This window comes from Serratia quinivorans (genome assembly GCF_946227985.1).
GTDB lineage: Bacteria > Pseudomonadota > Gammaproteobacteria > Enterobacterales > Enterobacteriaceae > Serratia > Serratia quinivorans_A.
The window spans coordinates 120,382-145,649 of the sequence record NZ_CAMKGL010000007.1 but is presented as its reverse complement, the minus strand read 5'-3'; the positions used below and the strand labels follow the sequence as shown (position 1 = coordinate 145,649).

General features: G+C 56.0%; 24 protein-coding genes. 6 read left to right on the top strand and 18 right to left on the bottom strand.

The window, feature by feature from the left end; all coding sequences use genetic code 11:
• From OCH02_RS17840 to OCH02_RS17825, 4 genes are all read right to left on the bottom strand, one after another.
• On the bottom strand, positions 1 to 687 hold the full coding sequence (locus OCH02_RS17840) for a D-lyxose/D-mannose family sugar isomerase (RefSeq protein ID WP_261432353.1): 687 nt from the start codon (positions 685 to 687) through the stop codon (positions 1 to 3).
• 62 nt (positions 688 to 749) lie between these two features.
• The gene (locus tag OCH02_RS17835) at positions 750 to 1,694 is read right to left on the bottom strand and encodes an ABC transporter substrate-binding protein (protein WP_135315348.1); all 945 of its coding nucleotides are present in this window, start codon (positions 1,692 to 1,694) and stop codon (positions 750 to 752) included.
• Between the two features lie 202 nt (positions 1,695 to 1,896).
• Positions 1,897 to 2,886 (bottom strand): ABC transporter permease subunit, encoded by a 990-nt coding sequence (locus OCH02_RS17830; protein ID WP_174353344.1) that lies wholly within the window; start codon positions 2,884 to 2,886, stop codon positions 1,897 to 1,899.
• A gap of 28 nt (positions 2,887 to 2,914) precedes the next feature.
• Complete coding sequence (locus tag OCH02_RS17825) at positions 2,915 to 4,435, bottom strand: sugar ABC transporter ATP-binding protein (protein ID WP_261432352.1); 1,521 nt, start codon at positions 4,433 to 4,435, stop codon at positions 2,915 to 2,917.
• Positions 4,436 to 4,576: 141 nt separating this feature from the next.
• Here OCH02_RS17825 and OCH02_RS17820 point away from each other — a divergent pair, with 141 nt between their 5' ends.
• Both OCH02_RS17820 and rdgC read left to right on the top strand, forming a co-directional pair.
• The gene (locus OCH02_RS17820; protein ID WP_261432351.1) at positions 4,577 to 7,189 is read left to right on the top strand and encodes an ATP-binding protein; all 2,613 of its coding nucleotides are present in this window, start codon (positions 4,577 to 4,579) and stop codon (positions 7,187 to 7,189) included.
• Positions 7,190 to 7,277: 88 nt separating this feature from the next.
• Positions 7,278 to 8,189, top strand: a complete 912-nt coding sequence (gene rdgC, locus OCH02_RS17815; protein WP_012005468.1) for a recombination-associated protein RdgC — start codon at positions 7,278 to 7,280, stop codon at positions 8,187 to 8,189.
• Positions 8,190 to 8,380: 191 nt separating this feature from the next.
• Here the strand turns inward: rdgC and ppnP are convergent, their stop codons facing one another.
• The 7 genes from ppnP to OCH02_RS17780 all read right to left on the bottom strand — a co-directional run bounded on the left by ppnP (position 8,381) and on the right by OCH02_RS17780 (position 14,015).
• Complete coding sequence (gene ppnP / locus OCH02_RS17810) at positions 8,381 to 8,671, bottom strand: pyrimidine/purine nucleoside phosphorylase (RefSeq protein WP_037426875.1); 291 nt, start codon at positions 8,669 to 8,671, stop codon at positions 8,381 to 8,383.
• 210 nt (positions 8,672 to 8,881) lie between these two features.
• Positions 8,882 to 9,559 (bottom strand): AroM family protein, encoded by a 678-nt coding sequence (locus OCH02_RS17805; protein WP_261432350.1) that lies wholly within the window; start codon positions 9,557 to 9,559, stop codon positions 8,882 to 8,884.
• A gap of 4 nt (positions 9,560 to 9,563) precedes the next feature.
• Positions 9,564 to 10,493: a DUF1177 domain-containing protein gene (locus OCH02_RS17800; protein ID WP_261432349.1), complete on the bottom strand. Its 930-nt coding sequence runs from the start codon at positions 10,491 to 10,493 to the stop codon at positions 9,564 to 9,566.
• Positions 10,494 to 10,525: 32 nt separating this feature from the next.
• A complete protein-coding gene (locus OCH02_RS17795; RefSeq protein WP_261432348.1) occupies positions 10,526 to 12,091 on the bottom strand; it encodes an OPT/YSL family transporter in 1,566 nt (521 codons plus the stop codon).
• Between the two features lie 195 nt (positions 12,092 to 12,286).
• Positions 12,287 to 13,060, bottom strand: coding sequence for an IclR family transcriptional regulator (locus OCH02_RS17790; protein ID WP_261432346.1), 774 nt, complete (start codon positions 13,058 to 13,060; stop codon positions 12,287 to 12,289).
• 303 nt (positions 13,061 to 13,363) lie between these two features.
• Positions 13,364 to 13,564, bottom strand: a complete 201-nt coding sequence (locus OCH02_RS17785; protein WP_037423273.1) for a YaiA family protein — start codon at positions 13,562 to 13,564, stop codon at positions 13,364 to 13,366.
• A 46-nt stretch (positions 13,565 to 13,610) separates the two neighbouring features.
• Positions 13,611 to 14,015, bottom strand: a complete 405-nt coding sequence (locus tag OCH02_RS17780; protein WP_261432345.1) for a nuclear transport factor 2 family protein — start codon at positions 14,013 to 14,015, stop codon at positions 13,611 to 13,613.
• A 101-nt stretch (positions 14,016 to 14,116) separates the two neighbouring features.
• On the opposite strand from OCH02_RS17780, the gene OCH02_RS17775 reads away from it, so the two are divergent.
• Positions 14,117 to 14,890, top strand: coding sequence for an AraC family transcriptional regulator (locus tag OCH02_RS17775; protein WP_261432344.1), 774 nt, complete (start codon positions 14,117 to 14,119; stop codon positions 14,888 to 14,890).
• A gap of 19 nt (positions 14,891 to 14,909) precedes the next feature.
• Here OCH02_RS17775 and aroL read toward each other — a convergent pair whose 3' ends face one another.
• The 4 genes from aroL to OCH02_RS17755 form a co-directional block, all read right to left on the bottom strand.
• A complete protein-coding gene (aroL, locus tag OCH02_RS17770; RefSeq protein WP_261432342.1) occupies positions 14,910 to 15,434 on the bottom strand; it encodes a shikimate kinase AroL in 525 nt (174 codons plus the stop codon).
• Between the two features lie 115 nt (positions 15,435 to 15,549).
• Positions 15,550 to 16,068, bottom strand: a complete 519-nt coding sequence (locus tag OCH02_RS17765; RefSeq protein ID WP_261432341.1) for a GNAT family N-acetyltransferase — start codon at positions 16,066 to 16,068, stop codon at positions 15,550 to 15,552.
• Positions 16,069 to 16,157: 89 nt separating this feature from the next.
• The gene (locus OCH02_RS17760; protein ID WP_261432340.1) at positions 16,158 to 18,281 is read right to left on the bottom strand and encodes a TonB-dependent siderophore receptor; all 2,124 of its coding nucleotides are present in this window, start codon (positions 18,279 to 18,281) and stop codon (positions 16,158 to 16,160) included.
• Entirely contained in the window at positions 18,274 to 19,389 is a 1,116-nt protein-coding gene (locus tag OCH02_RS17755) for an ABC transporter substrate-binding protein (protein WP_261432339.1), read from the bottom strand. Before OCH02_RS17755 ends, OCH02_RS17760 begins: the two co-directional genes overlap by 8 nt.
• 220 nt (positions 19,390 to 19,609) lie before the next feature.
• On the opposite strand from OCH02_RS17755, the gene OCH02_RS17750 reads away from it, so the two are divergent.
• Positions 19,610 to 20,071: a GNAT family N-acetyltransferase gene (locus OCH02_RS17750; protein ID WP_261432338.1), complete on the top strand. Its 462-nt coding sequence runs from the start codon at positions 19,610 to 19,612 to the stop codon at positions 20,069 to 20,071.
• Here OCH02_RS17750 and OCH02_RS17745 read toward each other — a convergent pair whose 3' ends face one another.
• Positions 20,072 to 20,629, bottom strand: coding sequence for a class I SAM-dependent methyltransferase (locus OCH02_RS17745; RefSeq protein ID WP_261432337.1), 558 nt, complete (start codon positions 20,627 to 20,629; stop codon positions 20,072 to 20,074).
• Positions 20,630 to 20,872: 243 nt separating this feature from the next.
• Positions 20,873 to 21,157 carry a DUF1471 domain-containing protein gene (locus tag OCH02_RS17740; protein ID WP_261432336.1) on the bottom strand — a complete coding sequence of 95 codons (285 nt, stop codon included), beginning with the start codon at positions 21,155 to 21,157 and terminating at the stop codon, positions 20,873 to 20,875.
• Between the two features lie 309 nt (positions 21,158 to 21,466).
• Between OCH02_RS17740 and OCH02_RS17735 the strand changes: the two genes are divergently transcribed.
• Positions 21,467 to 22,648 (top strand): low temperature requirement protein A, encoded by a 1,182-nt coding sequence (locus OCH02_RS17735; protein ID WP_261432335.1) that lies wholly within the window; start codon positions 21,467 to 21,469, stop codon positions 22,646 to 22,648.
• A 37-nt stretch (positions 22,649 to 22,685) separates the two neighbouring features.
• On the opposite strand, the gene OCH02_RS17730 is transcribed toward OCH02_RS17735, so the two are convergent.
• Positions 22,686 to 24,050 (bottom strand): esterase-like activity of phytase family protein, encoded by a 1,365-nt coding sequence (locus OCH02_RS17730; protein WP_261432334.1) that lies wholly within the window; start codon positions 24,048 to 24,050, stop codon positions 22,686 to 22,688.
• Positions 24,051 to 24,499: 449 nt separating this feature from the next.
• Here OCH02_RS17730 and aqpZ point away from each other — a divergent pair, with 449 nt between their 5' ends.
• Positions 24,500 to 25,195: an aquaporin Z gene (gene aqpZ, locus OCH02_RS17725; RefSeq protein WP_261432332.1), complete on the top strand. Its 696-nt coding sequence runs from the start codon at positions 24,500 to 24,502 to the stop codon at positions 25,193 to 25,195.
• Positions 25,196 to 25,268: the final 73 nt, after the last annotated feature.

Here is a 25,268-nt window from a genome sequence, read left to right as displayed (position 1 = left end):
TTAAGCGATAAAGCGCAAGTATTCGTGACACAGCAACCACTGCGGCGGCTGGTCCTCTTCAATCTGGCTATAGCGGCTGAGCGGCTGCAGAAAACGGTTGTCGTTATCGTCATCGTTTACCGTCGAGACTTCCCCTACCAAAACGTCTCCGAAGCCCTCTTCGCCCCAGAAACTGTGATAGATACCCGGCGTGAGACAGATGCTTTCTCCCGGCGCCAGGCGCAAACGCGAACCGGCGGCGTGAGTCTGTCGGCAGCCATCCAGCGTTACGGTCACGGCGGTTTCGGCCAGCCCTTCCCGAGGGTCTGCGTTGTGCAGTTCTACAATCAGGTTGCCGCCACCACGGTTGATAATGTCTTCCCGCTTACGCCAGTGGAAATGCATCGGCGTCACCTGAGCTTCGCGGCAATGCATGATTTTCTCCGCATAGCCTTTGGCATAAGGTTTACCGCCGGGTGAACCGTTGCGCAGGGTAAACAGCGTTAGCCCCTTGTGGGCGAAATCATCATCGCCGAACGCCGTGACGTCCCAACCCAGTTTCAGGTCAAACACCTCCTGCCACGACTGACTTTCGAGCTGCTGCCAGACCGCAGGGCTAAAATGGGCAAAGGGCGGCAGCTGGACGTCGAAACGGGCAAAAAAGTGCTGGGTTTGCTGCAGGATTTGGTTCACGGCGGAACGGTTCATGGTGCCTCCGGAAGCGATAACGAAATGAGGGGCCCAATCTGGCAGGCCCCGCTGATAACAGGTTATTTCACCGTCCAGCCTTTGTAGCTGCCGATATTGTTTTTATCGATCATGGTTACCGGGATCAGCACCGGAGCGGTTGGCGCAGGTTTACCCTGCAGAATGTCATAACCGATCTCGACCGCCTTGGCCGCCATCACCTGAGGATCCTGCGCCGGCGTCGCGACAAACAGCGATTTTCCGCCGCGCTTAAGCGCCTCTTCACCGTCCGGCGATCCATCCACGCCTACGATAAAGAACTCGCTGCGCTGCGCCTGTTTGGCGGCCAGATCGGCGCCGATCGCCGTAGGATCGTTAATTGCAAATACGCCGTCGATCTTCGGATTGGCCGCCAACAGCGCGGTCATGACCTCCAGCCCACCTTCACGGCTGCCCTTGGCGTTTTGGTTATAGGACAGCAGCTTGATCTCCGGGTGTTTCTTCAGTTCGGTCATGCAGCCTTCGACCCGGTTTTGTACCGCAGACACCGGTGGCCCGTTGATGATCACCACGTTGCCTTTCTCTTTCAGGCGGTCGCTGATGTATTTACAGGCCATGGCACCGGCCTGGGTGTTATCCGAGGTGATGGTGGCATCGGCACCTTCGGCCGCCACGTCAACCGCCACCACCACGATACCGGCATCCTTGGCGCGTTTTACCGCCGGGCCGATACCCTTGGAATCTGCGGCGTTCAGGATGATCATATCGACCTTGGCGGCGATAAAGTTATCGATCTGCGCCACCTGTTGGCCAAGATCGTAACCACTCGACACCAGCGTCACGTTGACCTTATCGCCGGCCAACTCACGCGCCTTCATTTCTGCACCCTTGGTGATCTGGACAAAGAACGGGTTGGCCAAATCGCCCACCGTCACCCCAATCGATTTCAACTCTTTTGCCTGCACCAACGAGGCACTGCCGAGCGCGGCAGTAACCAGCAAAGCGGTAATCAATGGCTTGAAACGCATAGTGTTTTCCTCATTATTTTCCGATCTACGAAAAACCTGCCCCGGTGGGCGCCAACCTTTCTTTATCACTCAACCTTACCCTATGAATTTCAAGTTGCAGCTAGGCGCCCAGCTAGTTCATCCCCAGGCGCTTACTAAAGTTAAGTAACTGGGGTGGGCTAGTGCAGGTAACAACGCTGCGGCTTGAAAGACGACGGGTAAGCTAGTGCTGGTAATTGCGGGTGCGGTACTTATCTATCAGCACAGCTATGATGATCACCGCCCCCTTGATCACCAACTGCCAGAAATAAGAGACGCCCATCAGCGTCATGCCGTTGTTCAGGGTGGCGATAATCAGCGCCCCCACCAGCGTGCCGGTAATGGTGCCAATGCCGCCGACAAAGCTGGTGCCGCCGAGGATCACCGCGGCAATCGCATCCAGCTCATAGCCCATGCCGAGGTTGCCGTTGGCGCTGTACAGCCGTGAGGCACTCATTATCCCCCCCAGCCCTGACAGCAAGCCGCTCATGCCGTAGACGAACAGCAGCACCGCGCCAACTTTGATCCCGGTCAGGCGTGCCGCCTGCATGTTGCCGCCCACGGCGTAGATATGAACCCCCAGCGTAGTTCGGCGCAGAATGAACCAGCACAGTGCAATTACGGCAAAGGCGATAATCACCAGCCAGGGGATCGGCCCCAGATAAGAGTTGCCGATCCATTCAAAACTGATATCGGAATTGATGATGGTGGTGCCGTCGGCCAGCAGATAAGCCGCGCCGCGCAGTGCGGTATAGGTCCCCAGCGTGACAATAAAGGGTGGCAAACCGGCGTAGGCCACCAGAAAACCGTTAAACAGCCCCATGCCCAAACCGGCCAGCAGCGCCAGCGGGATCGACAGCCCGGACAGGCCCGGCATCAGTGAAACCGCCATCGCCACCACCGCCGTGGTACCCAGCATCGAGCCGACAGAAAGATCGATACCGCCGGTCAGGATGATGAAGGTCATACCCGCCGCCAGCACAATGTTAATCGACGCCTGCCGGGCAATATTCAGCAGGTTGGCGTCGGTAAAGAAATTGGGTGCGACAAAGCCGAAAACGGCGACGATCAGGATCAAGATCGGCAAGATGCCGACGGTTTGCATCATATCGCCCAATAATGCCCGTTTCAGCGTGGGATTTTTTGCGGCCGGTGGCAGCGGGTTCGAAGTCATGACAGGCTCCTTGAGCGTAGGGATAGAATTATTCATGGCTGGCCGCCTCCAGGACGGGTTCGACGCCGGTGGCCAGCGTCATGATGCTCTCCTGGCTGATCTCTGCGCCGCTCAATTCCCCGGCAATACTGCCTTCGTGCATCACATAAACCCGGTCACTCATGCCAACCACCTCGGGCAGTTCACTGGAGATCATCAGGATCGCCACTCCCTGCTGCGCCATCTGGCTCATAATGCGGTAAATTTCGCTTTTGGCGCCCACGTCAACGCCGCGTGTCGGTTCATCGAGGATCAGAATGCGCGGGCCGATCGCCACCCAGCGTGAGATCAGCAGCTTTTGTTGGTTGCCGCCGGACAGCCCGCCGGCCCGTACCTGAGCATGCGGCACGCGGATATTCAGCAGGCCGATGGCGTCGCTGGAAATACGCTGCGCCTTACGCCGATTCAGCAGGCCATAACGGCCGTCACGTTCCAGCGTCGCCATAACGATATTTTCATGCGCTGCCAGATCGAGAAACAGGCCCTGCTCTTTGCGGTTTTCGGTGAGAAAACCAATGCCCAGCGCAATAGCGTCACGCGGTGAATGGATATTGACCGGTTTACCGTCAATTTCCACCGTACCACCGCTGGACTTGCGCACGCCGAAAATCAGCTGCGCCAGCTCGGAACGGCCGGCGCCCACCAGCCCGGCAAGGCCGACGATCTCACCGGCACGCACCTGCAGGCTGACCGGTTTTACTTTCTTGCCGTCGGTCAGGCCATGCAGCGTCAGGCGCGGTTCGCCCACCGCAATACCCTGTTCCTTGTTGAACAAATCGCTCAGTGGGCGGCCCACCATCATGCGCACCAACTCGCTGGCAGACAGTTTGTCGCGCATCAGGCTGCCGACGTACTGGCCGTCGCGCAGCACGCTAACGCGATCCGACAGCTCGTAGACCTCCGCCATACGGTGGCTGATGTAAATGATCGCCATCCCCTCATCGCGCAGACGTTTGATCAATTCAAACAGCCGATGCGTCTCACGCGAAGAGAGCGCCGCCGTCGGTTCGTCCATCACCAGGATGCGGCTGTTGCGGTGCAACGCGCGGGCGATTTCCACCTGCTGCTGTTCGGCAATGGTTAATTTCATTACCCGATCGCCGGCGCTGAACTGCGCGCCCAAACGATCGATGACTTTCTGTGCTTCCAGCAACATCTGCTGGCGCTTCACCAGGCCGCCGCGCTGGATCTCGCTGCCCAGAAAAATGTTCTCCGCCACCGTCAGATTCGGTGCCAAATTCATTTCCTGGTAAATCAGCGTGATACCCGCTGCCAGGGCATCTTTTGGCCCTTTAATGGCAAACGGCTGCCCATCGATAAAAATTTCCCCGCTGCTGGCGATATAAGCGCCGGCCAATATTTTCATTAAGGTGCTTTTACCCGCGCCGTTCTCACCCATCAACGCGTGGATCTCACCGCGATAAACCGTCAGGTTGACGCCCTTCAGCGCGTAAAACTGACCAAAACTCTTGGCGATGTTGTGCATTTCCAGAATCGGGGTCGCGCTCATCGTCATACCTCGGGTTGCGGTTCGGATTGAGTGCAGTAAACCACGCATAAATAAATGCAAAATGTCAGCGCTCGTTCATCTTTGTCATATTGTTAATGGGACGAGGATTTATAATGCGGACAGTCAGTTACGGGGGATCCAATGCGCAGACTGCCTTTCCTTGCCGGTGCACGTGGGCGCCTGCTGATGTTCAACCTGTTGGTGGTGGCGGTGACGCTGATGGTCAGCGGCGTGGCGATCGTCGGCTTTAACCATGCGGGCAAGCTGCAGGAACAAGTTCAGGCGCAAACGCTAAATGAGATGAACGGCAGCATGGCGCTGAGCCGGGATACCTCAAATGTGGCGACCGCCGCCATTCGGCTATCGCAGGTGGTGGGGGCGCTGGAATATCAGAGCGAGTCAGCCCGGCTGAAGCAAACCCAGCTGGCGCTGCAGGCCTCTCTGGGCCGACTGGCGGCCGCTCCGCTAGCGCATAGCGAGCCGGAGCTGGTTCAACGCATCATCAGCCGCAGCAACGCGTTGGAAACCAGCGTGACCCGCATGCTGGATCTCGGTCACGCACGGCATCTGCAACGCAATATCCTGCTCAGTGGGCTGTATCAGGCGCAGAGCACGCTGCGGCATATTGCCGACCTCAACCAGCGTAACAATCTGAACCCGCCCTCGCTGCCGCTGCTGAGCCAGATCGACCGGCTGCTGGCAATCGCCATTCAAACCCCGACGCCCAAGGCCGCCGCCCAGCAACTCGACAGCGTGATGGCCTACTGGCCGCAGCACAGCCCGGATGCCCTGGTCGACGAGAAAATGCGGCAGTTTCGCGACAGCGAGCAGCGCCTGCTGCCCGAAACGCTGGAGCTGGAGCAAAGCGATCTGGCCCTGGCCTATTATACCTACCATATCAAGGCGTTGGTGGCGATGCTCAATGACGACATCAATCTCTACGTACAGAAGGTGGCGGACGAGTCGGAGCTGCGCACCCATCAAACCCATCGCGAGCTCAGCTCCATCAGCTGGTTTATCGGCCTGTTCGCGCTGCTGGCGCTGGTGATTACCGGCTTCGCCGGGTGGTATATCTACCGTAATCTGGGATCGAACCTGACGGCAATCGCCGGTGCCATGACGCGGCTGGCGCGCGGCGAACGTGAGGTCAGCGTACCGGCACTGCAGCGCCGTGACGAACTGGGCGATTTGGCGCGGGCATTCAACGTCTTTGCACGCAATACCGCCTCGCTGGAGCAAACTTCTCGCCTGCTGAAAGAGAAAAGCACCCAGCTGGAAACTACCTTTTTGGCAATGCGCGACGGCTTTGCCCTGTTTGATAACGACGGCCAACTGGTGGTATGGAACCCGCAATATCCGCTGCTGCTGGGGCTAAACGAACACCAGTTGCACCGGGGCCAACACTACCGTGAACTGCTGCAACACGTGACGCCCCCGGCGGGTCAGCGCTGGGAAGCGGTGCTGGCCAACCTGTCCAGTGAACTGCCGCAGCCGCAGGAACTGCGCCTGAGCGACGGCCGCACCGTCGAGCTGCGCTTCAGTCCGGTGCCCAATCGCGGCGTAGTTAACGTGGTATTGGAACGCACCGAGCGCAAAGCGCTGGAAGAGGCGCTGCTGCACAGCCAGAAAATGAAGGCGGTCGGTCAGCTCACCGGCGGCCTGGCGCATGATTTTAACAACCTGCTGGCGGTGATTATCGGCAGCCTGGAACTGACCACCCAACAGACTCAGGACGCCCAAACCGAACAGCGTATTGCCCGGGCGCTGAAGGCCGCCGAACGCGGTGCACAGCTTACCCAGCGGCTGCTGGCATTTTCGCGTAAACAGGCGTTGCATCCGCAGGCCATCACGCTACAGACGCTGGTAGAAAACCTGCAGGAGTTGCTGCGTCATTCACTGCCCACGACGTTGTCGCTAAGCATTGAGACTCAGCGGCCCGGCTGGCCGGCGTGGGTTGATGCCAATCAGTTGGAAAACGCGCTGATCAACCTGGTGGTCAACGCCCGGGATGCGATGGAAGGCCGCAGCGGCGTGGTCAAGATCCGTATCTACAACCAACGCGTGGTGCGCAGCGGTGGCAAGAAACAGGACATGGTGGCGCTGGAGGTGATCGACACCGGCTGCGGCATGTCGGAGGAAGTGAAAGCGCAGGTGTTCGAACCTTTCTTCACCACCAAGCCAGTGGGCAGCGGCAGCGGGCTGGGGCTGTCGATGGTTTACGGCTTTGTCCGCCAGTCAGGCGGCCGGGTGCAGATTGAAACCGCACCGGGCAAAGGCACTCTGGTGCGTCTGCAACTGCCGCGCGCCCCGGCACCGGCAATCACGCAAGCACCGCCCCTGCCGCTCGAAGAAAGCGACGGCACCGACAGCCTGGTGTTGGTGCTGGAAGATGAAAATGACGTGCGCCATACGCTGTGCGAACACCTGCATCAGCTCGGTTACCTGACGCTGGACTGCGCAGACAGCAATGAGGCGTTGGCATTGTTGCGCCAGACGCCGGATATTGGGGTATTGATTAGCGATCTGATGCTGCCGGGTGAACTGGACGGCGTGCAGGTGATTGGGCTGGCGCGGGAGATTAATCCGCGCATTACCGCGCTGCTGATCAGCGGTCAGGATATACGCCGCCACCACGAAGACACACTGCCCAACGTTGAACTGCTGCGCAAGCCTTTCAGCCAGCGGCAACTGGCGTTGGCGCTGCAACGGGCATGCCGCTCAAACGCGGCCGCTGACGCAATTCGGAGGGAATGAGGCGATTTTTCGCCCCTGATTCGTTATTATGCCGCCCTGCTTTTGATGAATAAGCGTGCCAGACGCACGCCCAGCCAGGGATAACATTATGCTGTGGTTTAAGAATTTGATGGTTTACCGTTTGAGCCGCGAAGTGGCGTTAAACGCGGATGAAATGGAAAAACAACTCAGCGCTTTTGCTTTCACCCCGTGCGGCAGCCAGGACATGGCGAAAACCGGCTGGGTTTCTCCGATGGGTTCCCACAGCGAGTCACTGACACACGCGGTTAACGGCCAAATCGTTATCTGCGCGCGCAAGGAAGAAAAAATCCTGCCGTCGCCGGTCATCAAACAAGAGCTGCAGGCCAAAATTGAACGCCTGGAAGGTGAGCAGCACCGTAAGCTGAAGAAAACCGAGAAAGACGCGCTGAAAGACGAAGTGCTGCACAGCCTGTTGCCGCGCGCCTTCAGCCGCTTTAACCAGACTTTTATGTGGATCGACACGGTTAACGACCTGATTATGGTTGATGCCGCCAGCGCCAAACGCGCGGAAGACACTCTGGCGCTGCTGCGCAAGAGCCTGGGTTCACTGCCGGTAGTGCCCTTGACCATGGAAAGCCCGATCGAACTGACGCTGACCGAGTGGGTGCGTTCCGGCGAACTGCCGGCCGGCTTTATCATTCAGGACGAAGCGGAGCTGAAGGCGATTTTGGAAGACGGCGGCGTGATCCGTTGCAAGAAACAGAACCTGATCAGCGATGAGATTGCGGTACATATCGAAGCCGGCAAGTTGGTGACCAAGCTGGCGGTGGACTGGCAGGAGCGCATTCAACTGGTGCTGGCAGACGACGGTTCGCTGAAGCGTTTGAAGTTCGCCGATACGCTGCGCGAGCAGAACGACGATATCGATCGTGACGACTTCGCCCAGCGTTTTGACGCCGACTTTATCCTGATGACCAGCGAGCTGGCGGCGTTAATCAAAAACACCATCGAAGCCCTGGGTGGCGAAGCTCAGCGCTAAGTACACAAAGGCGCAAATCGCTGCGCCTTTGTTCCACATGAGTAGCTTTGCAACACAGATAGCATACCCAAATTAATTGGAGTTGCAGCTAGGCGGCAAGTGCGGGAATCCCCAGGAGCTTACTCAAGTAAGTGACTGGGGTGAGCGCACGCAGCCAACAACGCTGCAGCTTCAAGTAAGAAGGCTATGGGTTACTTACTTAAATAACGGCACAGATAGGCGGTTGCGTCGGCCACTTGCAGGTTGAACTCACTGTGGGCCGGTACGAAGAATTTCTCCCCTGGCGTAAACACCTGCCAGTCAGGCGAGCCCGGCAGCAGCACTTTCAACGCTCCGGTAATCACGGTCATTTCTTCCGGCTGGGCAGTGCTGAAGGTGTATTCACCCTCTTCCATAACACCGACGCTGGTAAGACCGATGCTGCTACTATCAAAACCGATAGACTTCACTTTTCCAGCAAAATACTCGTTCACTTTCAGCATAACTGTCACCCGCGTAATCAACTTTATGGGAAATCCATATTGGGGGATTGAGGTTGATCTGTCACTGGTTTTTCTCGCGAAATGCGATCGTGGCGCAGAGTAAAACGCTGCCAAGCGGTTGACCTTCAGCCTGCCGTTCTGGGCCCACGCCCAAAAGCACGCAGCGCCGCCCCCGACAGACCGCCATATAAGATTTTATTGGCTTTTTAATCAGTCAATTAGCTCAGCGGCCAGCTTGGCCACCAGCGCATTGGACAACAGCACCGGTATTTCAAGCCGCGCCTGCAGGAAATCACGATGCTGCCGGTGATAACCAATGCAGTCGAGCACCACCACCTGCGCGCCCTGCCGCTGTAACTCGCATGCGGCCAACTCCAGCACCGCGTCATCCGCCAAATAAGGGCTGGCGACGGCAAAACAGGGGGGCGTCGCCAGCAACTGCCATTTGCTCGCCTGCTGGCTGATTTGCTCCGCCACCGGCACCACAATGCCGACCCGATGTTGGCTGACAATGGCAGAAATCAACGGTGGAATAATGCGGTCCGGCTCCAGCAACAGCGCCTGTTGTGCATGCAACTGGCCAAACTCGCCGGTGCACAACAGCAGGATCACCTCACAGCCCTCCGCTTCCAGCCCATTGATTTTCTGCTGCAACCCCATTTCGACCCGCGAGGCCGCCAATCTCACCTGTGTGCCGTCCAGCAGGCGTGAAACCAACACCTTCTCTCCAGCCTGCGGTGTATAACGCTCGTCAATCTGGCTGGCATTCAGCCCGTCCAGCAACCCGACATGCCTCACCTGCTCCGCAGGCAGATAAGCAGACAGCAACGGCATAATGTCGCTGCGCGGTGCCTGACCGATAGTCAGCGTGGCAAATGAGGCATTCATTCGGTTATTTCCTTTTTTGCAGGTGACTCAGGCTGCCGTACAGCGCCAGCAACTGTGCGTATTCATCGGCCTGATAAAAATCACAGCTACCGCGGCCAAACTCTTTTGCCACTTCAACCGCAAACTTGACGGTTAGCGCAATATCCACTTCATGGCTGGCGCCGGTTCCGCAACCCGGTACTACTGACTCGGTGCAGATTGCCACACCAACCACTGGCGCAGAGGTTGCGGTGGAGGGCTGCAAAATACTGTTCAGATGGTGTACCCCATTGCCGTACGGCGTAATGTCCTGGGTGGTGATCGGGAAGGTCACCGCCGGGCGGCCGCTGGTCATCTCCATAATCCGCAGCAGATCTTCCGCCACCCGCAGGATGTAACCTTCTTTCACCGTCGGTGACAACGCATAGCCTTTGTGGTTGATGATGCGGTTGCCCTTGGTGGTGTCGATGGACAAAATCGCATCGGCCTCCGGCACCACTTCATTATCGTTCATCGTCACGTCGTCGATCGGCGAATCCATAAAGTCGACCGGGTCGTGCGGACGGGTTGGCGCATCAGGACAAATATGGGTGGTGATGATCACATCGCCCGCCAGCACATCGCCCTTGCGCTGCATTTCCGCCAGCTTCAGCGCACTGGCAATCGCGGCTATCGCTCCGTCGCCGTCGGACACCAGGCCAATACGCGTTGGCCGCGCACCAATACCGCCCAAGCGGCCGATAATGCCCAACGTCGGCGCATCCCCACCCTGACTTTTACCGGTGCTGCCGGGGATCTCAATGCGCACGAAGTCGGTCGCCCCCTTCGGCCCACTGGCACGCAGCGTGCTGGCGCGGATGCCGGGATAGGACGTGAATAAATCGACCACCTGCTGACCGTTCACATAAGCACTATCAATTAATTCAAAAACCTGCAGCGTCTGTTGCAAACTCATAATTGGCTGACCTCACAATTTAACCGGGTGGGTTATTTCCCTTTGCTGGAAAAAATGGAATTGAAGAAGCTGTACAGCGCGTCACCGGCGATAAAACCGGCCGCCATGATCTCCATCGGCGTGCGCCCCTTGTCACCCCAACGGCGAATAATCAGGATGCGCAGCGCGATACCGACGATCACTGCCCAACCTGCCAACGCGTTGTTGATTAGCAGACCGGTGGCCAATAGCACGCCGAGTTGACGCTTGGGCCCGCCAATCAACTGCACGATGGCACCGGGGACCGCCCAGATAAGCAGGCTGTAGGCAATGCCCGGCTGCGCACCCGCCTCGATGGTTTTGGCGTACACCCGCGCCACCGGCGGGATCAGGTCCTGCAGGAAGTAGCTGGTATAAGCGAAGTACACCACCGGAATGGCGATGACAAAGGCGATCAGCGCGGCAAATAGCTGAATGCGGCGCCCCAGCAGCTCCTGCTGCAGATCTTTGCCGTAGCCGCGCAGAATGAAGCCGGCTTTCAGATCAAAGCCCATATCGGCAAACGCCGGGCCGGTAGCGGCGGTAAACCCGGTCAGCACGCACAGCGCCAGCGGCGGGAAGCCAATCAGGATGCCGATAATCAACGTAATCAGCGCCACCGCAAAGGCCGGGAACCAGCCGGAGTGCATCGCGGCGATGCCGACGATCAGTTCATGCACAAAGGCGGCAAAGGCGGCGTAAATCACAAACAGCACCAGCATGCCCAGCGACATCTCGCTGTACAGCCCGCCGGCCAACGCCAGCAGCGCGGCAATAACGATATAGCCCACCGCGCCCAACCCCAGCGCCTTGCGCACTTCACTGTCGGCCTGGCTATAACCACCGGTATCCGCACGCTTGCTGCGGATCACCTGAACCACCTGGATCAATGCCACCAGCCCGGCCCCGACCATCACCCCGTGAGGAATGAAATGTGCATTGATATCAAAGCCTGCCATGGGTTCCGCGTAGGCTCGCAGCAACAGGCCGACACCAAACATGCCCAATGCCCAGATATTGCCGATAAACGCGGTGCCGAACGCCGCCATCGGGATTTTAAGCATCGAACCGGCGATGCCTACCGCCACGCCCACCACCAGCAGCCAGGCTTGTTTACCGCCCCGGTCACCGGCCTTAATGGCTTCCGCCGCCGCGACACCCGGTGGCCAGGCATTGGCCGCGGGAAAGATTTTGGTGTCAAACATGCGATACAGCAGGTAGGCGTCGAGCAACATCGCGGCCGCCACCCCGCAAAACATCGGCAGGATCAGCTGCGGTTGCCCCATCACATAAGGCACGGCAATTGGCATCAGCAGCGAGTTGGCCGCGCCAAAGGTGGCGGAAGAGATCACCGTTTGCGCCAGGTTTTGCGTATGTACCGAGCGGTAGCGCTGGAACATTTGCAGCGGAATGCGCGCCAACAGCATGGCGAGCAACGCGCCAATAATCGACGTATTGGGCGTCACGCCCAGCGTGGTGATCAGCTGCACGCCGATAATCGCGCCAACGATGGACAGCAGCACCATCACCAGCAGAGTACCGATATCTTTCAAAGGATTTATGCTGCTATTTGGTTTCATAGTTTTAATTTCCCTGAATATTCCCTGGCGTCTGGCAACGTTAATTTCGGCATGAGGCGGCACTCACAGTTCCGAATATTGGAACTGTGAGTGCCGTTAAGTCTTTATTGCCCATAAATCCAAGATAGATAATTAAGAAATTCCCTGGCGTTGGTTTTCGTTAATTATCAGTTACTGGAGGATTGTTCCGGTGTGTTATTTGATCTGTTGCCAATAATCATCACCGAGTTTTTCCGCCAATTGCCGGGATACTGTCATTAATGCTTCCAGCACACCGGGTGAAAATGGCTGTTCTTCCGCCTGCGTAGGAAAAGACAAACACAGACCGACCGTCTCATTGCGGTGTTTGTTGGTCACCGATGTCGCCAGCGAACTGATGCCCTGCAGCGTCTCGTTACGTGCCAGAGACCAGCCCTGCTGCCGAACCTGTGCCAGCTTGCTCAACAATGCCTTCAGCGTTTGCGGAGCGTTGGGTGAAGCCGCACGGTAGCCTGCGGCAAAACGCGCTATCACCTGCTCATCACTGTCACGCGCCAGTATCGCCCGGCCTACCGAGGTTTCCGCCACCGGTGAGCGGCTGCCCGCCGGCGTCACCACCTGGAGGAAATGGCGACCGGGGAACATGCGCATCACCATAATTTCCTGCGCTTCCAGCACTGAAACATACCCCGTGCAGTTAGTCTGTTGACTGAGCTGCACCATACTGGCCGCCACGCTGTCGACCAACGGCGTCGACAGATAGTGGCTGGAGACCGATAGCAGCAAACGACCGATTTTATACAGCTTGCTGTCAGGATCGCGCTCCAGCATGCCCTCATTTTCCATGGTCTGTAACAGGCGAGAGGCCGTGCTTTTTGGCAGCGCCAATTGACTCACCACATCACTGAATGAAATACCGGCCTGGCCGTGCATCATTCGCTGTTGTGAAAATAACTTTAATACCGCAGCAGCATTTTCCAGAGTTGTCATCGCACGCCTTGTTCCACTATATGGAACTCAGTTCCTGTTTGATAATTAGAAACTAAAACTCGTACAACTTATCGTCAAGCAGTTTGTTTTTTATTCCGCCCATTAATAGCAGCGGATGATGCTTCGCTAAATTAAATGCAACGGCTAATGCTGATAAAACAGGCCAATTACCACGCGGTTATTCGAGCATGGCGGTATAAACCAGCATGTCATGCTAATTTATCGTTCTCGAGTGAGCTAATTAAAGCAGTAAGCGGAATGAATAAAGAAACCGGCCTGATGCCGGTTTCAGAGGGATATTATTTAATCTTCCAGCGCAGGATCTTCATAGCGATGTTTGGCATCGAGCGCTTCCTGCTCGGTAGGATGCTCACTGAGTAGCGTATTGGGCTCAATGTCATCGGTGCGCACCTCAAAACGGTGCATATGCAAGCTTGGATCGCCCCGGTCAACGGCGACCACTCGGGCGGTTCTTGGATAGCCAGGTCGGTCATTTTCGCGCATGCTGATCTCCCGTGTGATTCCACAAGGTTAAGTATAGCAGCGGTATTTATACCGACACGCGCGACCCCAAATCGCGATCGCCGCGTTCGCCTTCCAGCAGCTGCGTCAGCTCATCGCAGGCGCAGATCTTGCCGTCACGCACGGTGAAATGTGCCAACACCTTGACCAGGCTGCGGCCTCCGTCACGCTTTTCCACCCGAACCTGGTGGTGGGTCAGTACGCAATCCCCCTGCCCGGCCACGGCGACTATTTCCAGCGTCATGCTGCGGGTGAGTTGTTTCAGTAACGCCATATGCTGCATAAAATGGGCATAATCCAGCGTGTTGCCGTCCACCTGCTGGAGGTAATCTTCACTGAAAAACTCAGCGATCAGCAGCGGCTGGTGTTGTGGTGACGCGACGACCCGTTGCAGGGCCTCGAGCACCAGGGTGGTTGGGGTTTGCTGGCTCATTTTTTATCTCCAAAATTAAACGTTGAGGAGATCATAGATGAGACTAAGGGTGGCATAATAACCGCAACTGGACATTCAATACGGTAAATCGGCCAATCAAGATGATCCTGCAAAGTGAGCGACTGTGGCATGAAAAAAAGCACTTAACGCCCTGGCATCAACATACCCGCGGACAGCTCTATTTATTAACCCACGGCATGATTGCGCTGGAAACTCAGGAGCAACAATGGGCAATGACCGCCGGCAGTATCGGCTGGCTACCAGCGAACTGTGCGCACCAGGCATTGGCCTGTGGCAACGTCGCCGGCTGGAGCCTGTATCTGCCTGGATCCCTATGTGCAGATCTGCCGAAACACCCCCATTTGAGCACGGCTTCCGCGTTGATTTTGGCGTTGGTGGAACGCCTTGCACAATTCGCAGGCCAAAGGCTGAACGCGCCGCAACGGCGGCTTCTACAGGTATTGCTCGATGAGATGTGCGCGCAGGAAAGTACTCCGTTGCAACTGCCTCTGCCACAGGACGCACGACTGCTGAAAATCGCCCGTGCGCTACTCAATGAGCCGGCCAGCGAACGCAGCCAGAGTGAATGGGCCGCCTGGGCCGGGCTGAGCGTCCGCACCCTGAGCCGGCATTTCATCAGCGAAACCGGCGTGACTTTCGCCCGCTGGCGCCAGCAAGCCCGGGTGATCCGTTCGCTGGAGCCGCTATCACGCGGTGAAGCCGTCAATCAGATTGCCGGCGACTGCGGTTATGACAATGTCAGTGCCTACATTGCCGCTTTCCGTCAGCGTTTTGGCACCACACCGGGATTGTATTTTGTTCAGCGCGAGACTCATTTTCGAGAGAAAAACGAGGCAGCCGTCAGGCGCAATTGACGGTGCCCCAAGAGAGACCTTATTTTACCGTTTCCCGCTGCAGGGCCGCGAGGATCTGCTCAACCACCTGTTGCGGGCCACCGGTGCCGTCCATCACGTAGTGAGCGGCCTCCTGATACAGCGCTTCACGCGCGGCCAGCACCTCCAGCATTTCTTCGGCAATCGGACGGCCGGTCAGCGTAGGGCGCTGTGTATCTTGCGGGTACTCTTCCAGCCGCTGTGCCAACACTTCGGCGGGTGAACGCAGGTAAATGACCTTGCCATGCTGACGCATAAAGCGGCGGTTCTCTTCCGCCAGGATCGCACCACCACCAGTGGCAACTACAGTTGACGGTTGAGTGACGGTTTGCAGAGCAATGCTTTCACGGCGACGAAATCCCAGCCAGCCTTCTTGTTCGACCATTTCCGCCACGCTCATCTGCGTGGTCTGCTGCATAAACAGATCGGTATCGATGAATTGATAGCCCAGCGCCAGCGCCAGTGCGCTACCCACCGTGGTTTTACCGGCTCCGCGCGCGCCTACCATGAAAATGGTTTGTGTCATTACGGGTTGTCCCTTATACGGTGACTTGAGTGCATTTGCTCGCCAGAACCCGGCGTGCTGATCCTGCGATGGCGTGGTTGCTGCATCATACCGCCATCATCCTGTATTTCAATATTTACGACAGTGTAAATTCCATGGCACAGCGACTGCCGACGGCAAAGCCCTCTGCCGCCTCTTGCGCCAACCGAGAGCTCAATGATGCGCTGAGCCGCTCAGGGGATATCGGCCGGAATCCGAGCCGTTGGTAATAAGGTGCATTCCAGGGCACATCGATAAAGGTGGTCAGCGTCAGGCGCTGCGCGCCCTGCAACCTGGCCTGTATTGCGATCTCAGCAATCAACCGACGTCCAATGCCCTGACGTTGCCAGTTGGCGGCAACCGACAGTTCGGCGATATGCCAATCCTGCTGTTGCACCTTCACCGCGATAAACCCGGCTACCTCACCCGCGGTGCTTTCCGCCAGCCATTCCTGCCGCCGCTGAATAAAATCAGTATGCTGCGGTGCATCCATCACCGGGCCTTCGGCAATAAAAGCCCATGCCGGTTGTTGATGAAATAACTGCGCAGCCGACCGTTCAACGGCGATAAGTTGAGCAATATCCTGCAGTTGTGCCAAACGGATTTTCAGGCTCATCGGATTCTCCTTAACAACAGGCCGGCTATTTAACCAGATTTACCCGGCGGCAGATACCCACCGCCGGACTTGCCTCCCAACCCGCCAAATTAGAAGTCGACGCTGGCACGCAGAACCACTTCACGTGGTTCCCCCACCGCCACACGCAAATTGCCACCGCTGGAAGGATAATAGGTTTTGTCGAACAAATTCTTCACGTTCAACTGCCATTTCACCCGGTAGCCATTGACCGGCATGGTGTAAGCGGCAAAGGCATCCGCGACGGTGTAGTTATCGAGATTAAAACTGTTGGCAGCATCACCCGGGCGGCGGCCCACATAACGCGCACCGGCTCCCATGCGCAGGTTGTCTCCGCTGTATAGCCCTGGGGAACCCAAATCCTGCGTCAGGAACAGTGAAGCCGTGTGGCGTGCCACGTTGGTCATTTCCTTGCCCTTGTTGTCAGGATCATCCACCACCCGCGCATCGGTATAGGCATAAGAACCGATCAGGCTCAGCGAGTCGGTAATATTGCCTGCAACATCCAGCTCCACCCCCTGCGAGCGCACGCGCCCGGCGGTGCGGGTAACGGTTTCGCCATTCACCAGTTCGCTGACCATCACGTTGCGTTTGGTAATATCGAACAAGGCTAAAGTACCGGTGACACCGTTAGGCAATTCAACCTTGCTGCCCAGTTCCCAGGCCTTGCCCTGTTCCGGCGGTAACGAACCAATCTGGCTGGCGATAGAAGAGTTTGGTTTGAAAGACTCGGTATAGCTGCTGTACAGCGACACATACGGCGTCAGCTTGTAGACCATCCCGACACGGGGCACCAGTTTGCCGTCGGCGCTGTCGGTATTGGTCACAAACGGCCGCCCTTTGCCGGCAAACACGTCAAAGGCGTCGTAACGCAGCCCGCCCATCACCAGCCATTTATCGGTCAGCTGGACGGAGTCCTGCATAAACCAGCCGTAGCTGGTGAGGTTTTCACGCTGATCGCTGTCTTTAGCACTGACGGCGTTCGAAGTGGGCATCTGGCCGTAAACAGGATGGTAGATATTGAAATCGCTGTTCTTCTTGCCGCGGATCATATCGCCGCGGTAGGTGCGATTATCTTCAAAATCAAAGCCGAACAGCATCTGGTGATTAATGCTACCCCAGTCGACGTCACCATTAAGCGTCAGTTGCACCGCGTTGGCATGGCTGACGGCATGGGCGGTGGAATCGGCCTGGCGCGACAAAACGCCAGTTTCAGGATCCGAAGCCAGCGCACGTGCCTGGTTGTCGCTGTAGCTGTTGCGGCTGTAGGCGTAGGTCAGTGAGCTTTTCCAGCTCTCGTTCAACACTTGATCAACCTGCAGGGTAACGCTGTCCTGATCGCCACGCGTGGCGTTATAGCTTTCGTCGAAGCGGCGATCGCGCGGCGTATTCACCGGTTTGCCGGTACGTGAATCGATGATGGTACCGCGATCGAAGGGCACCAAATACTCCATATGCTCGTAGGCAACACGCACCGTGGTGCTCTCGCCGTACCACATCAGTGACGGTGCGATCACCGTCTGACGGTCGCGGCCGAAGTTGCGCCAGTAGTCGGTCTCGTCGTGATCGACAATCATCCGATAGGCGAAACCTGAAGTCCCCAACGGCCCGGTAACGTCCAACTGGCCGCCACCGCCCTTGAAGCTGCTGCCCCAGCCTTCCACATGGGTGTGCTGCTGCAACTGCGGCTTTTTGGTGATCATATTGATCATCCCGCCCGGTTCACCCATGCCGTACAACATCGAGGCCGGGCCTTTCAGCACTTCAACCCGTTCGGTGGTTGGAGTAAAGTTGCGCGCCTGCACCGAACGCACGCCGTCGCGCAGAATTGAGCCATCGCGGTTATCACCAAAGCCACGTTTCATCACCGCGTCCTGAGTCCCCCCCAACGTATTCGCCTGGGTGATGCCACTGACGTTATACAGCGCTTCATCCAGGCTGCTGACCGCCTGATCGCTAATCACCTGCTGCGGCACAACGTCGATAGCCTGCGGCACGTTCAACAGGCTGGTTTCGGTGCGGGTGCCGGTCACACTGGTCAACGGCTGATAGCTTTGCACGCCATCGGTCTGTTTTTGCCCGACCACCACCAGGGTTTCACTCTTCTCCGTGGTTTTGTCGGCACCGATCGCCGGTGCCGATGCACAGGCCGCCAGAGGCAGTGCATACCACCAGCCACGTTGGGTGTTATTCATTATTTAACTGACTCCAATAGGTCCCTGAAAAAGGTAACGGCAAAAATTGTTGATATAACTGCTTAAAGGTCTGCTGCGGGTTGATGTCTGCAAACAGATCCGGATAGAAGGTTTTGGCGAACATCTCAACCGCCACCACGTGATAGGGGCTGAGATAGAAGTTGTGCCAGAGACTCCAGGCCTGGTGATTTTTTATGGCTTTCAGGTTGGCGAGCATTGGCTGTTTTTGCATCACCCGGCTAAAGCTCTCATCGGCTTCCTGCTGGGTGACCCGCGGCCCAAGGCGCAGATCGGAAAAATGCTTGCCCTGCGGCCCGGCCATGCCGGTGGCGATATAGATGTCGGGATTGGCGGTCAGAATGGTTTCCGGATTCAGCTCACCGTAGACGCCTTTGATGCTGGCGTTGGCAATATTATCGCCGCCGGCAAAAGCCAGTAAATCACCGAGGTTGCCATGGGCCGCCGTGGTGCAGCAGGTTTCGCGCCGCCCAAGGTGCAGATGCAACATCACCTTGGGTTTCGGCCCCTGGTAGCCGGCCAGCCGCTGCTGGATCACCGCCATATGCTGTTGATAGAAGTTGATGAACTGCTCTGCGCGCGCTTGGCGGTTAAGCACTTCGCCCAACAGGCGCACGCTAGGTACGGTGTTATGCAGCAGATCAACCCGTAAATCGACGTAGATCACCGCAATTCCGGCCTTGCTCAACGCACTCAGCAATAAATCACTGTCACCCTCTTCCCGCGCATAGCGTGCGAGGATCACTAAGTCCGGCTTTAAGCGGATCAGGTTTTCAATATTTACCTGGCGGAAATTACCCTTGCTGATAGAGGGAATCGCTTTGATCTGCGGAAATTTCTGCGTGTAGAGTTGCCAGCTTTGCGCATCGAAACGCGCCATGTCTTCCGGCCAGCCAACGATGCGTTGGGCGGGGTTTCCCGGCTCGAGCAGCGCCAGGGTATACAGCATGCGGCTCTCGCCCAGCACGATACGCTGCGGATTGTCCGGCACCTCAACCTGACGACCCGTAATGTCAGTGACCATTTTTGCCTGAACGCCAAAGAAGCCGAGCAGCAGGGAAAGCAGCAGAAAAAGGAGGGAGTTGCGCATCAATGAGCCGGATTAGCCAAAATATGCGCGCATGATAATCACTCTCATTAGCACTTTCAATCACAACAGGCAAAGAAGGCGTCAAATCCGCTGAATTACGCAGTTTCGTCACTGATGCGTGCAAAACCGCTATAAATACGGTTTTATTAAGTTAAAAAAGCGGTCGACAATCCGATGGCGGGTGAGCCAGATTGGCCGATAACTCTCAGGAGGGACAGAGATGACTCAACAGATTATCCCACTGACCGAATGTCCAGAGTTTAGCGACGTTTGTGCCGCATGGGCCTTTGGTCAATGGGGTTCGCAACGCGGCGGTTCTCTGGAACGCACGCGTCAACGCTTTGCCCAGTGCGCGCAACCGAGTGAAGACTACACGACCTTGTTGATGCTTGAGGACGGACGCCCGCTGGGCATGGCCAGCCTGTGGCCGAGTGACGATCATCACCGGATGGACCTTTCCCCCTGGCTGGCTGGGGTGTTTGTTCATCCTGACCATCGCCGTCAGGGCATTGCACAGCGCCTGGAAGCCGCCATCGTCCAACTGGCACGCCAACGCAACCATCCCGTATTGCACCTGATTACCGATAAATCAGAGTCGCTATATACGGGTTGGGGCTGGCAAACTATCGAACGTCGGCAACAATATGATGGCCAGGTGGTGGTGATGGAGAAAAGGCTTTAGTTAACGTGGTGTACAGACGTACACCAACGCCGGCGGGAAGTTACGCACCACTCGCAACCGTTTCCAGTGGAAGTAGCGGGACAGCAACTTTTCCGAAAGGTGGCTGTACTGAAACAACACCAATGTCCCGTTGTTTGCACGCAAGCACTGCTGTGCCTGCTGTAAAATACGAATGCTGATTTTAAGCGGAATTGACAGCAGCGGCAGGCAGGAGAACACCACGTCATAATCACGAGCCATCTTTTCTGCCGAACGGTCCATCACCTGCAGGCGGCGATCGTCGATTTTCCGCAACTGATGAACAAAATTTGATTGAATTTCAAAAGCCTCCAGCGAAGCATCGGCCCGCATGCGTCCCAGTATACGCTTGGTCAATACGCCATCCGCCGCACCCAATTCCGCGATCGACAGTGCCCCTGTCCATTCAATCTGATTGAGCATCGCCTGGCACAACCAGGGAGAAGAAGGCGCCAGAGTACCAATGGTGCGTGGCGAAGCCATAAACTGCTGGAGATAGGAAAAGTGGTTCTTCAGTTGCAGCCGTGTCGCATTTAACATTGGGGCCTCCTTAGGTTGAGTAGCCACCAATCTGAACTCAATTCCTTAAGTATTCATTAACATGTTTCCTAAAACCACCGACACAGTTGTAATAAAATGCGACTGACTGCAGGCAAAAAAAACGGTTGTGGTAATGATCATCGGGTAAGCCAGGAATGGCCTTACCGGTCAGATTATTATCCACAACCGTTTATTTTATCGGCCACCTATTAAAGTGGCCGAATTGTATTTATTGCCGGATTATTAGCGGTATATTTCCGCATTACCACGCCAGTTGCTGGAATCCCCCGGGGTGTCCAGCCCAATAATACGCAGATGGCTGGCCCCATCCGCCTGAGCTTTTTCTTTCAGCGCGTGAACCGCATCAGCCGGTGAACCACTGACGCCGGAAACCGATACCACGCCAAGGCTCTGCAGGCCACTGGCTTGCTCAGTGTTGACCTGTTTTACCGATGACAGCGGCGCTGCAAATGAAGAGAACGAGGCGGCCGCCAACAGAACTGCTGCAATGCCTGTTAATAGTTTCATGATTAACTCCAGGTGTTTTTGTTTATTTTGTCGTATCAGTGGAGTTAATTATCTGCCAGGCAGTGAAAATGGACGTAATGCAATGTAAAGAACATCAATCATTGTGACGAAAATAAGGAGAAGGTGCGTGCGGATATGTCTTGCCGGAGATTGTTCCTAGAGGGTAGGCCAACAATACCCCCGACGGATGACAATGAAAAGTCTGTTTGGTCATAGAAAGATAAAAACCTCGTTTTTAAGATTTATCATCCATAGCCAGGCGGCTGAACTACGCTATTGCTGAAGGTTATCATTTTGGAAGGACTCTCTATGTCACAAACCTTACTACGTGTACGCGATGGCCACGGTGCCTCGGTTTCGTTCTCGGAACTGTTGTTCGATCTGATCTACGTTTTTGCCGTTACCCAACTTTCCCACTACCTGCTCCATCACCTGACGTTAACCGGTGCGCTGGAAACCCTGTTGTTATGGTTCGCAGTCTGGTTGGCATGGCAATACACTGCCTGGGTCACTAACTGGTTTAACCCGGATACTCGCCCTATTCGCATCCTGCTGTTCGCCATCATGCTGTTGGGGTTGTTCGCCTCATCCGCGCTGCCGCAGGCATTTGGTGAACGAGGACTGACGTTCGCACTATTTTACGTGGCAATCCAGGTTGGCCGATCACTGGTCGTTCTGAATCTGTTACCGGCCCAGCATCCGCTAAAACAAAACTTCCGCCGCATTCTCGGCTGGATGTGCATCTCGGCAATTTTCTGGATCCTCGGCGGCCTGACGGAGGGCAACCATCGACTGCTGCTGTGGGCCGTGGCGGTCCTGTGTGAATACGTTTCGCCGATGTTCGGTTTTCGCTTACCGGTGCTTGGCCGCTCCGACAGCAGCAGCGAGTGGACGATTGAAGGCCATCACCTGGCAGAACGCTGCCAACTGTTCGTGATCGTGGCGCTGGGGGAAACCATTCTGATCACCGGCTCCACCCTCAGCGAAATGGAGTCCTGGACAGCGCCGGTGCTGATTGCGTCGCTGGTGGCCTTTCTCGGCAGTCTGGCAATGTGGTGGGTTTATTTCGATACCAGCAGCAAAGCCGGCAGCCATGCCATCAGTCAGGCAGAAAATCCTGGCCAGTTGGGTGCCTATTTCCATTATGTCCATGTGGTACTGGTGGGTGCGATCATCGTCTGCGCCGTTGCCAATGAACTGGTGATCGCCCACCCTGACGGTCACATCAATAACGTAACGGCAGCGGTGCTACTGCTGGGCCCGGCGATTTATCTGCTCGCCAATGCGCTGTACAAGCGACTGGTGTATCGCCGTTTCCCGCTGTCGCATTTGCTGGGGCTGATCGCGCTGGCGGTGCTGGCACCGATTGCGTATCTCACCGATTTATTGATGGTGAACGGCCTGACCACGTTGATTATGGTGGCAGTAGCAGTGTGGGAGAGCATCTCGCGTGGCAGAGCATCGCAGGCTAGCCGCGACGCTATCATATAAGGAAGGAAACAGGGGGCCATGCCCCCTGTCCAGGTGTTTACTTCAGCGATTGCGGCAACGTTAATACCCAGAGTTCGCTGAGCGACTCCGGTTTTTCCAGCGGCTGCAATTCGATACGGGTCGGCACGATTTTGCCGTCCAGGCTCAGCTTGCCCTGTTGATCCAACTGATAATCGCCGATTTTCTTGGCCTTCGGCTGCGCGTCCACCAGCTTGGCCTGCAGGCCAAAGTCATTATCGTTGATGACGGCTAATGTGCGATCGTCGATCAACGACAAACCTTCTACTTTCTCCTGCCGCCAGCCCAATTTACGCAGATCCACCACTTCTCGCTTCTGGGCCAGCTTCACGCCACGTTTAGCGAGATCTTTTGCATCGTCAAATTCCAACGCCTTGCCCTTGCCGTCAAAAGCCGTCAGGTCGGTTGCCTGGCTGAGATCAACCAGATAGATCTTGTTGATCATCTGCTTATCTTTGTCACTGCCCTGCTCAACCAACAGGATATGCTGGTCATCAACCGCCACAATGTCGCCGACCTTGGCGTCTTTAGCCTTTTTATAGCTGTCTATATCGATCGGGTAACCGTACATCGCCGTTTTACCGCTGGCGGGATCAAAACTGACCAGCCGGGTGAACTGCGCCTTGTTCTTGCTTTTACCTTCAACGTCGAGCGTGCTCTGTACTGCTGCTAAAATCCGTCCGTCCGGCATCCGGGTGATGCCCTCAAAGCCGCGATTCGGCTGGCGCCACTTGATGATACTTGGCAACCCACCGGCCACTGCCTGCTCGCCCTGCTCCGGCGTTGGGCCGTATTTGGCGAGGATTTTTCCCTGGCTGTCGATATGGATGAGGAACGGGCCGTATTCGTCACACAACCAGTAACCGCCCTTGCCGTCCGCAGTGATACCTTCGGTATCCAGCCCGCGCCGATCGCCCTGCAAGGTTTTCAGCGTATCGCTCAGCGCCACTTCGTTGGTTGAACCAATCAGACCCGCCGGCAGCGGCAAGCCACTGATCGGCCCTTGCTGGTCATGCAGCGGGCGTGAATTGCCGGCAACGGCCTTGCCGCCACCGACGCGAATATCCATCAACAACGGAACAAACTCCGGGTTGGCAAAAATTTTCGCTTCCTGTTCACCCACCGCGGGTGCGTCGGCATTGGGGCCACGATCGGTCAGGGTAGTCAGCAGCAGATCCTGGCCATCACGGCCATTGAATACCAGGCCCGAACCAATACCTACAGGCAACCCTTGAGGGAAATTCCTGGCGAATGCGCCTTGATAGCTCACATGCTCGCCGCCGGGGAAGCTGACCACATAACGCGCCACCTCAACGTCGGTGGCAGCATAAGAAAACAGAGGAAACAACGAACTGATTAACAGCGAAACCGATTTTATTTTCATGATTATGGCTCAGAGTTAAGGGGATGACGTTGGCAGCTTGCTAAGGTATTGCTCCTGCATGACGGTTTGATGACAAGACAGAGCTAATACCCTGAATTGTCGTCAAAATTAAATATAGCAAATAGGAATTAACAATTAACTCTGATAAACCCAATGGAAAAATCATATGAGAAATCGAATTTAACCGTAGCTATTTTTCGCCAGAAATACCTATATCGCTTAAGCTTAGGGTAAATTCTTATAACAGCGATAAAAAAATCAGCAAACGCACTGTAATACCACATATATAGCCGCATTCGCATAGACAAAGTTAATTTACGGGGATTTAATACCTGCCGTTATTCAAGGTGCATTAAGAATAATCCTGATAGAAACCTGCATTAATTGGAAAAGGTGTTCTATAGTTTTTAGTGCTAACGCCCGTTAGTATTTTCCGTAGGATAGAGTCTATGTCGAAGCGACTTTTTGCCGAATTTTTTGGCACATTTTGGTTGGTGTTCGGTGGTTGTGGTAGCGCAGTATTAGCAGCAGCATTTCCACAGCTGGGTATTGGTTTTCTTGGTGTAGCGCTCGCTTTTGGTTTGACCGTGGTCACCATGGCTTATGCCGTGGGCCATATTTCTGGCGGGCACTTTAACCCGGCAATTACCGTGGGACTGTTTGCCGGCGGCCGTTTCGCCGCTAAAGACGTGATCCCCTATGTGATTGCTCAGGTTATTGGCGGGATCGCAGCAGCAGCGGTGTTGTATTTGATCGCCAGCGGCAAGGCAGGTTTTGACGCTACCGGCGGCGACTTTGCTTCCAACGGTTACGGTGAACACTCACCGGGCGGCTATTCTCTGCAGTCCGCTATCGTAATTGAATTGGTACTGACCGCATTCTTCCTGATCGTTATTCATGGTGTAACAGATAAACGTGCGCCTGCGGGCTTTGCTCCGTTGGCCATTGGTTTGACGTTAACCCTGATTCACCTGATCAGTATTCCGGTAACCAATACTTCCGTTAACCCGGCGCGCAGTACCGGCGTGGCAATATTCCAGGGAACCTGGGCATTGCAACAGCTTTGGGTATTCTGGCTGGTGCCATTAGTGGGTGGTGTTATTGGCGGTCTGATTTATCGCTGCCTGCTGGAAGACAAGAAGTAATTTCTGCCCGGTAATAGTCTGTCAGGGCAGCCGCTATATCCCATAAATTTCCGATTGCCATCGGGAAAATGAA

Coding starts and splice junctions, on each gene's coding strand:
- OCH02_RS17840 (WP_261432353.1), bottom strand. CDS start 687: ATGAACCGTTCCGCCGTGAACCAAATCCTGCAGCAAACCCAGCACTTT.
- OCH02_RS17835 (WP_135315348.1), bottom strand. CDS start 1,694: ATGCGTTTCAAGCCATTGATTACCGCTTTGCTGGTTACTGCCGCGCTC.
- OCH02_RS17830 (WP_174353344.1), bottom strand. CDS start 2,886: ATGACTTCGAACCCGCTGCCACCGGCCGCAAAAAATCCCACGCTGAAA.
- OCH02_RS17825 (WP_261432352.1), bottom strand. CDS start 4,435: ATGAGCGCGACCCCGATTCTGGAAATGCACAACATCGCCAAGAGTTTT.
- OCH02_RS17820 (WP_261432351.1), top strand. CDS start 4,577: ATGCGCAGACTGCCTTTCCTTGCCGGTGCACGTGGGCGCCTGCTGATG.
- rdgC (WP_012005468.1), top strand. CDS start 7,278: ATGCTGTGGTTTAAGAATTTGATGGTTTACCGTTTGAGCCGCGAAGTG.
- ppnP (WP_037426875.1), bottom strand. CDS start 8,671: ATGCTGAAAGTGAACGAGTATTTTGCTGGAAAAGTGAAGTCTATCGGT.
- OCH02_RS17805 (WP_261432350.1), bottom strand. CDS start 9,559: ATGAATGCCTCATTTGCCACGCTGACTATCGGTCAGGCACCGCGCAGC.
- OCH02_RS17800 (WP_261432349.1), bottom strand. CDS start 10,493: ATGAGTTTGCAACAGACGCTGCAGGTTTTTGAATTAATTGATAGTGCT.
- OCH02_RS17795 (WP_261432348.1), bottom strand. CDS start 12,091: ATGAAACCAAATAGCAGCATAAATCCTTTGAAAGATATCGGTACTCTG.
- OCH02_RS17790 (WP_261432346.1), bottom strand. CDS start 13,060: ATGACAACTCTGGAAAATGCTGCTGCGGTATTAAAGTTATTTTCACAA.
- OCH02_RS17785 (WP_037423273.1), bottom strand. CDS start 13,564: ATGCGCGAAAATGACCGACCTGGCTATCCAAGAACCGCCCGAGTGGTC.
- OCH02_RS17780 (WP_261432345.1), bottom strand. CDS start 14,015: ATGAGCCAGCAAACCCCAACCACCCTGGTGCTCGAGGCCCTGCAACGG.
- OCH02_RS17775 (WP_261432344.1), top strand. CDS start 14,117: ATGATCCTGCAAAGTGAGCGACTGTGGCATGAAAAAAAGCACTTAACG.
- aroL (WP_261432342.1), bottom strand. CDS start 15,434: ATGACACAAACCATTTTCATGGTAGGCGCGCGCGGAGCCGGTAAAACC.
- OCH02_RS17765 (WP_261432341.1), bottom strand. CDS start 16,068: ATGAGCCTGAAAATCCGTTTGGCACAACTGCAGGATATTGCTCAACTT.
- OCH02_RS17760 (WP_261432340.1), bottom strand. CDS start 18,281: ATGAATAACACCCAACGTGGCTGGTGGTATGCACTGCCTCTGGCGGCC.
- OCH02_RS17755 (WP_261432339.1), bottom strand. CDS start 19,389: ATGCGCAACTCCCTCCTTTTTCTGCTGCTTTCCCTGCTGCTCGGCTTC.
- OCH02_RS17750 (WP_261432338.1), top strand. CDS start 19,610: ATGACTCAACAGATTATCCCACTGACCGAATGTCCAGAGTTTAGCGAC.
- OCH02_RS17745 (WP_261432337.1), bottom strand. CDS start 20,629: ATGTTAAATGCGACACGGCTGCAACTGAAGAACCACTTTTCCTATCTC.
- OCH02_RS17740 (WP_261432336.1), bottom strand. CDS start 21,157: ATGAAACTATTAACAGGCATTGCAGCAGTTCTGTTGGCGGCCGCCTCG.
- OCH02_RS17735 (WP_261432335.1), top strand. CDS start 21,467: ATGTCACAAACCTTACTACGTGTACGCGATGGCCACGGTGCCTCGGTT.
- OCH02_RS17730 (WP_261432334.1), bottom strand. CDS start 24,050: ATGAAAATAAAATCGGTTTCGCTGTTAATCAGTTCGTTGTTTCCTCTG.
- aqpZ (WP_261432332.1), top strand. CDS start 24,500: ATGTCGAAGCGACTTTTTGCCGAATTTTTTGGCACATTTTGGTTGGTG.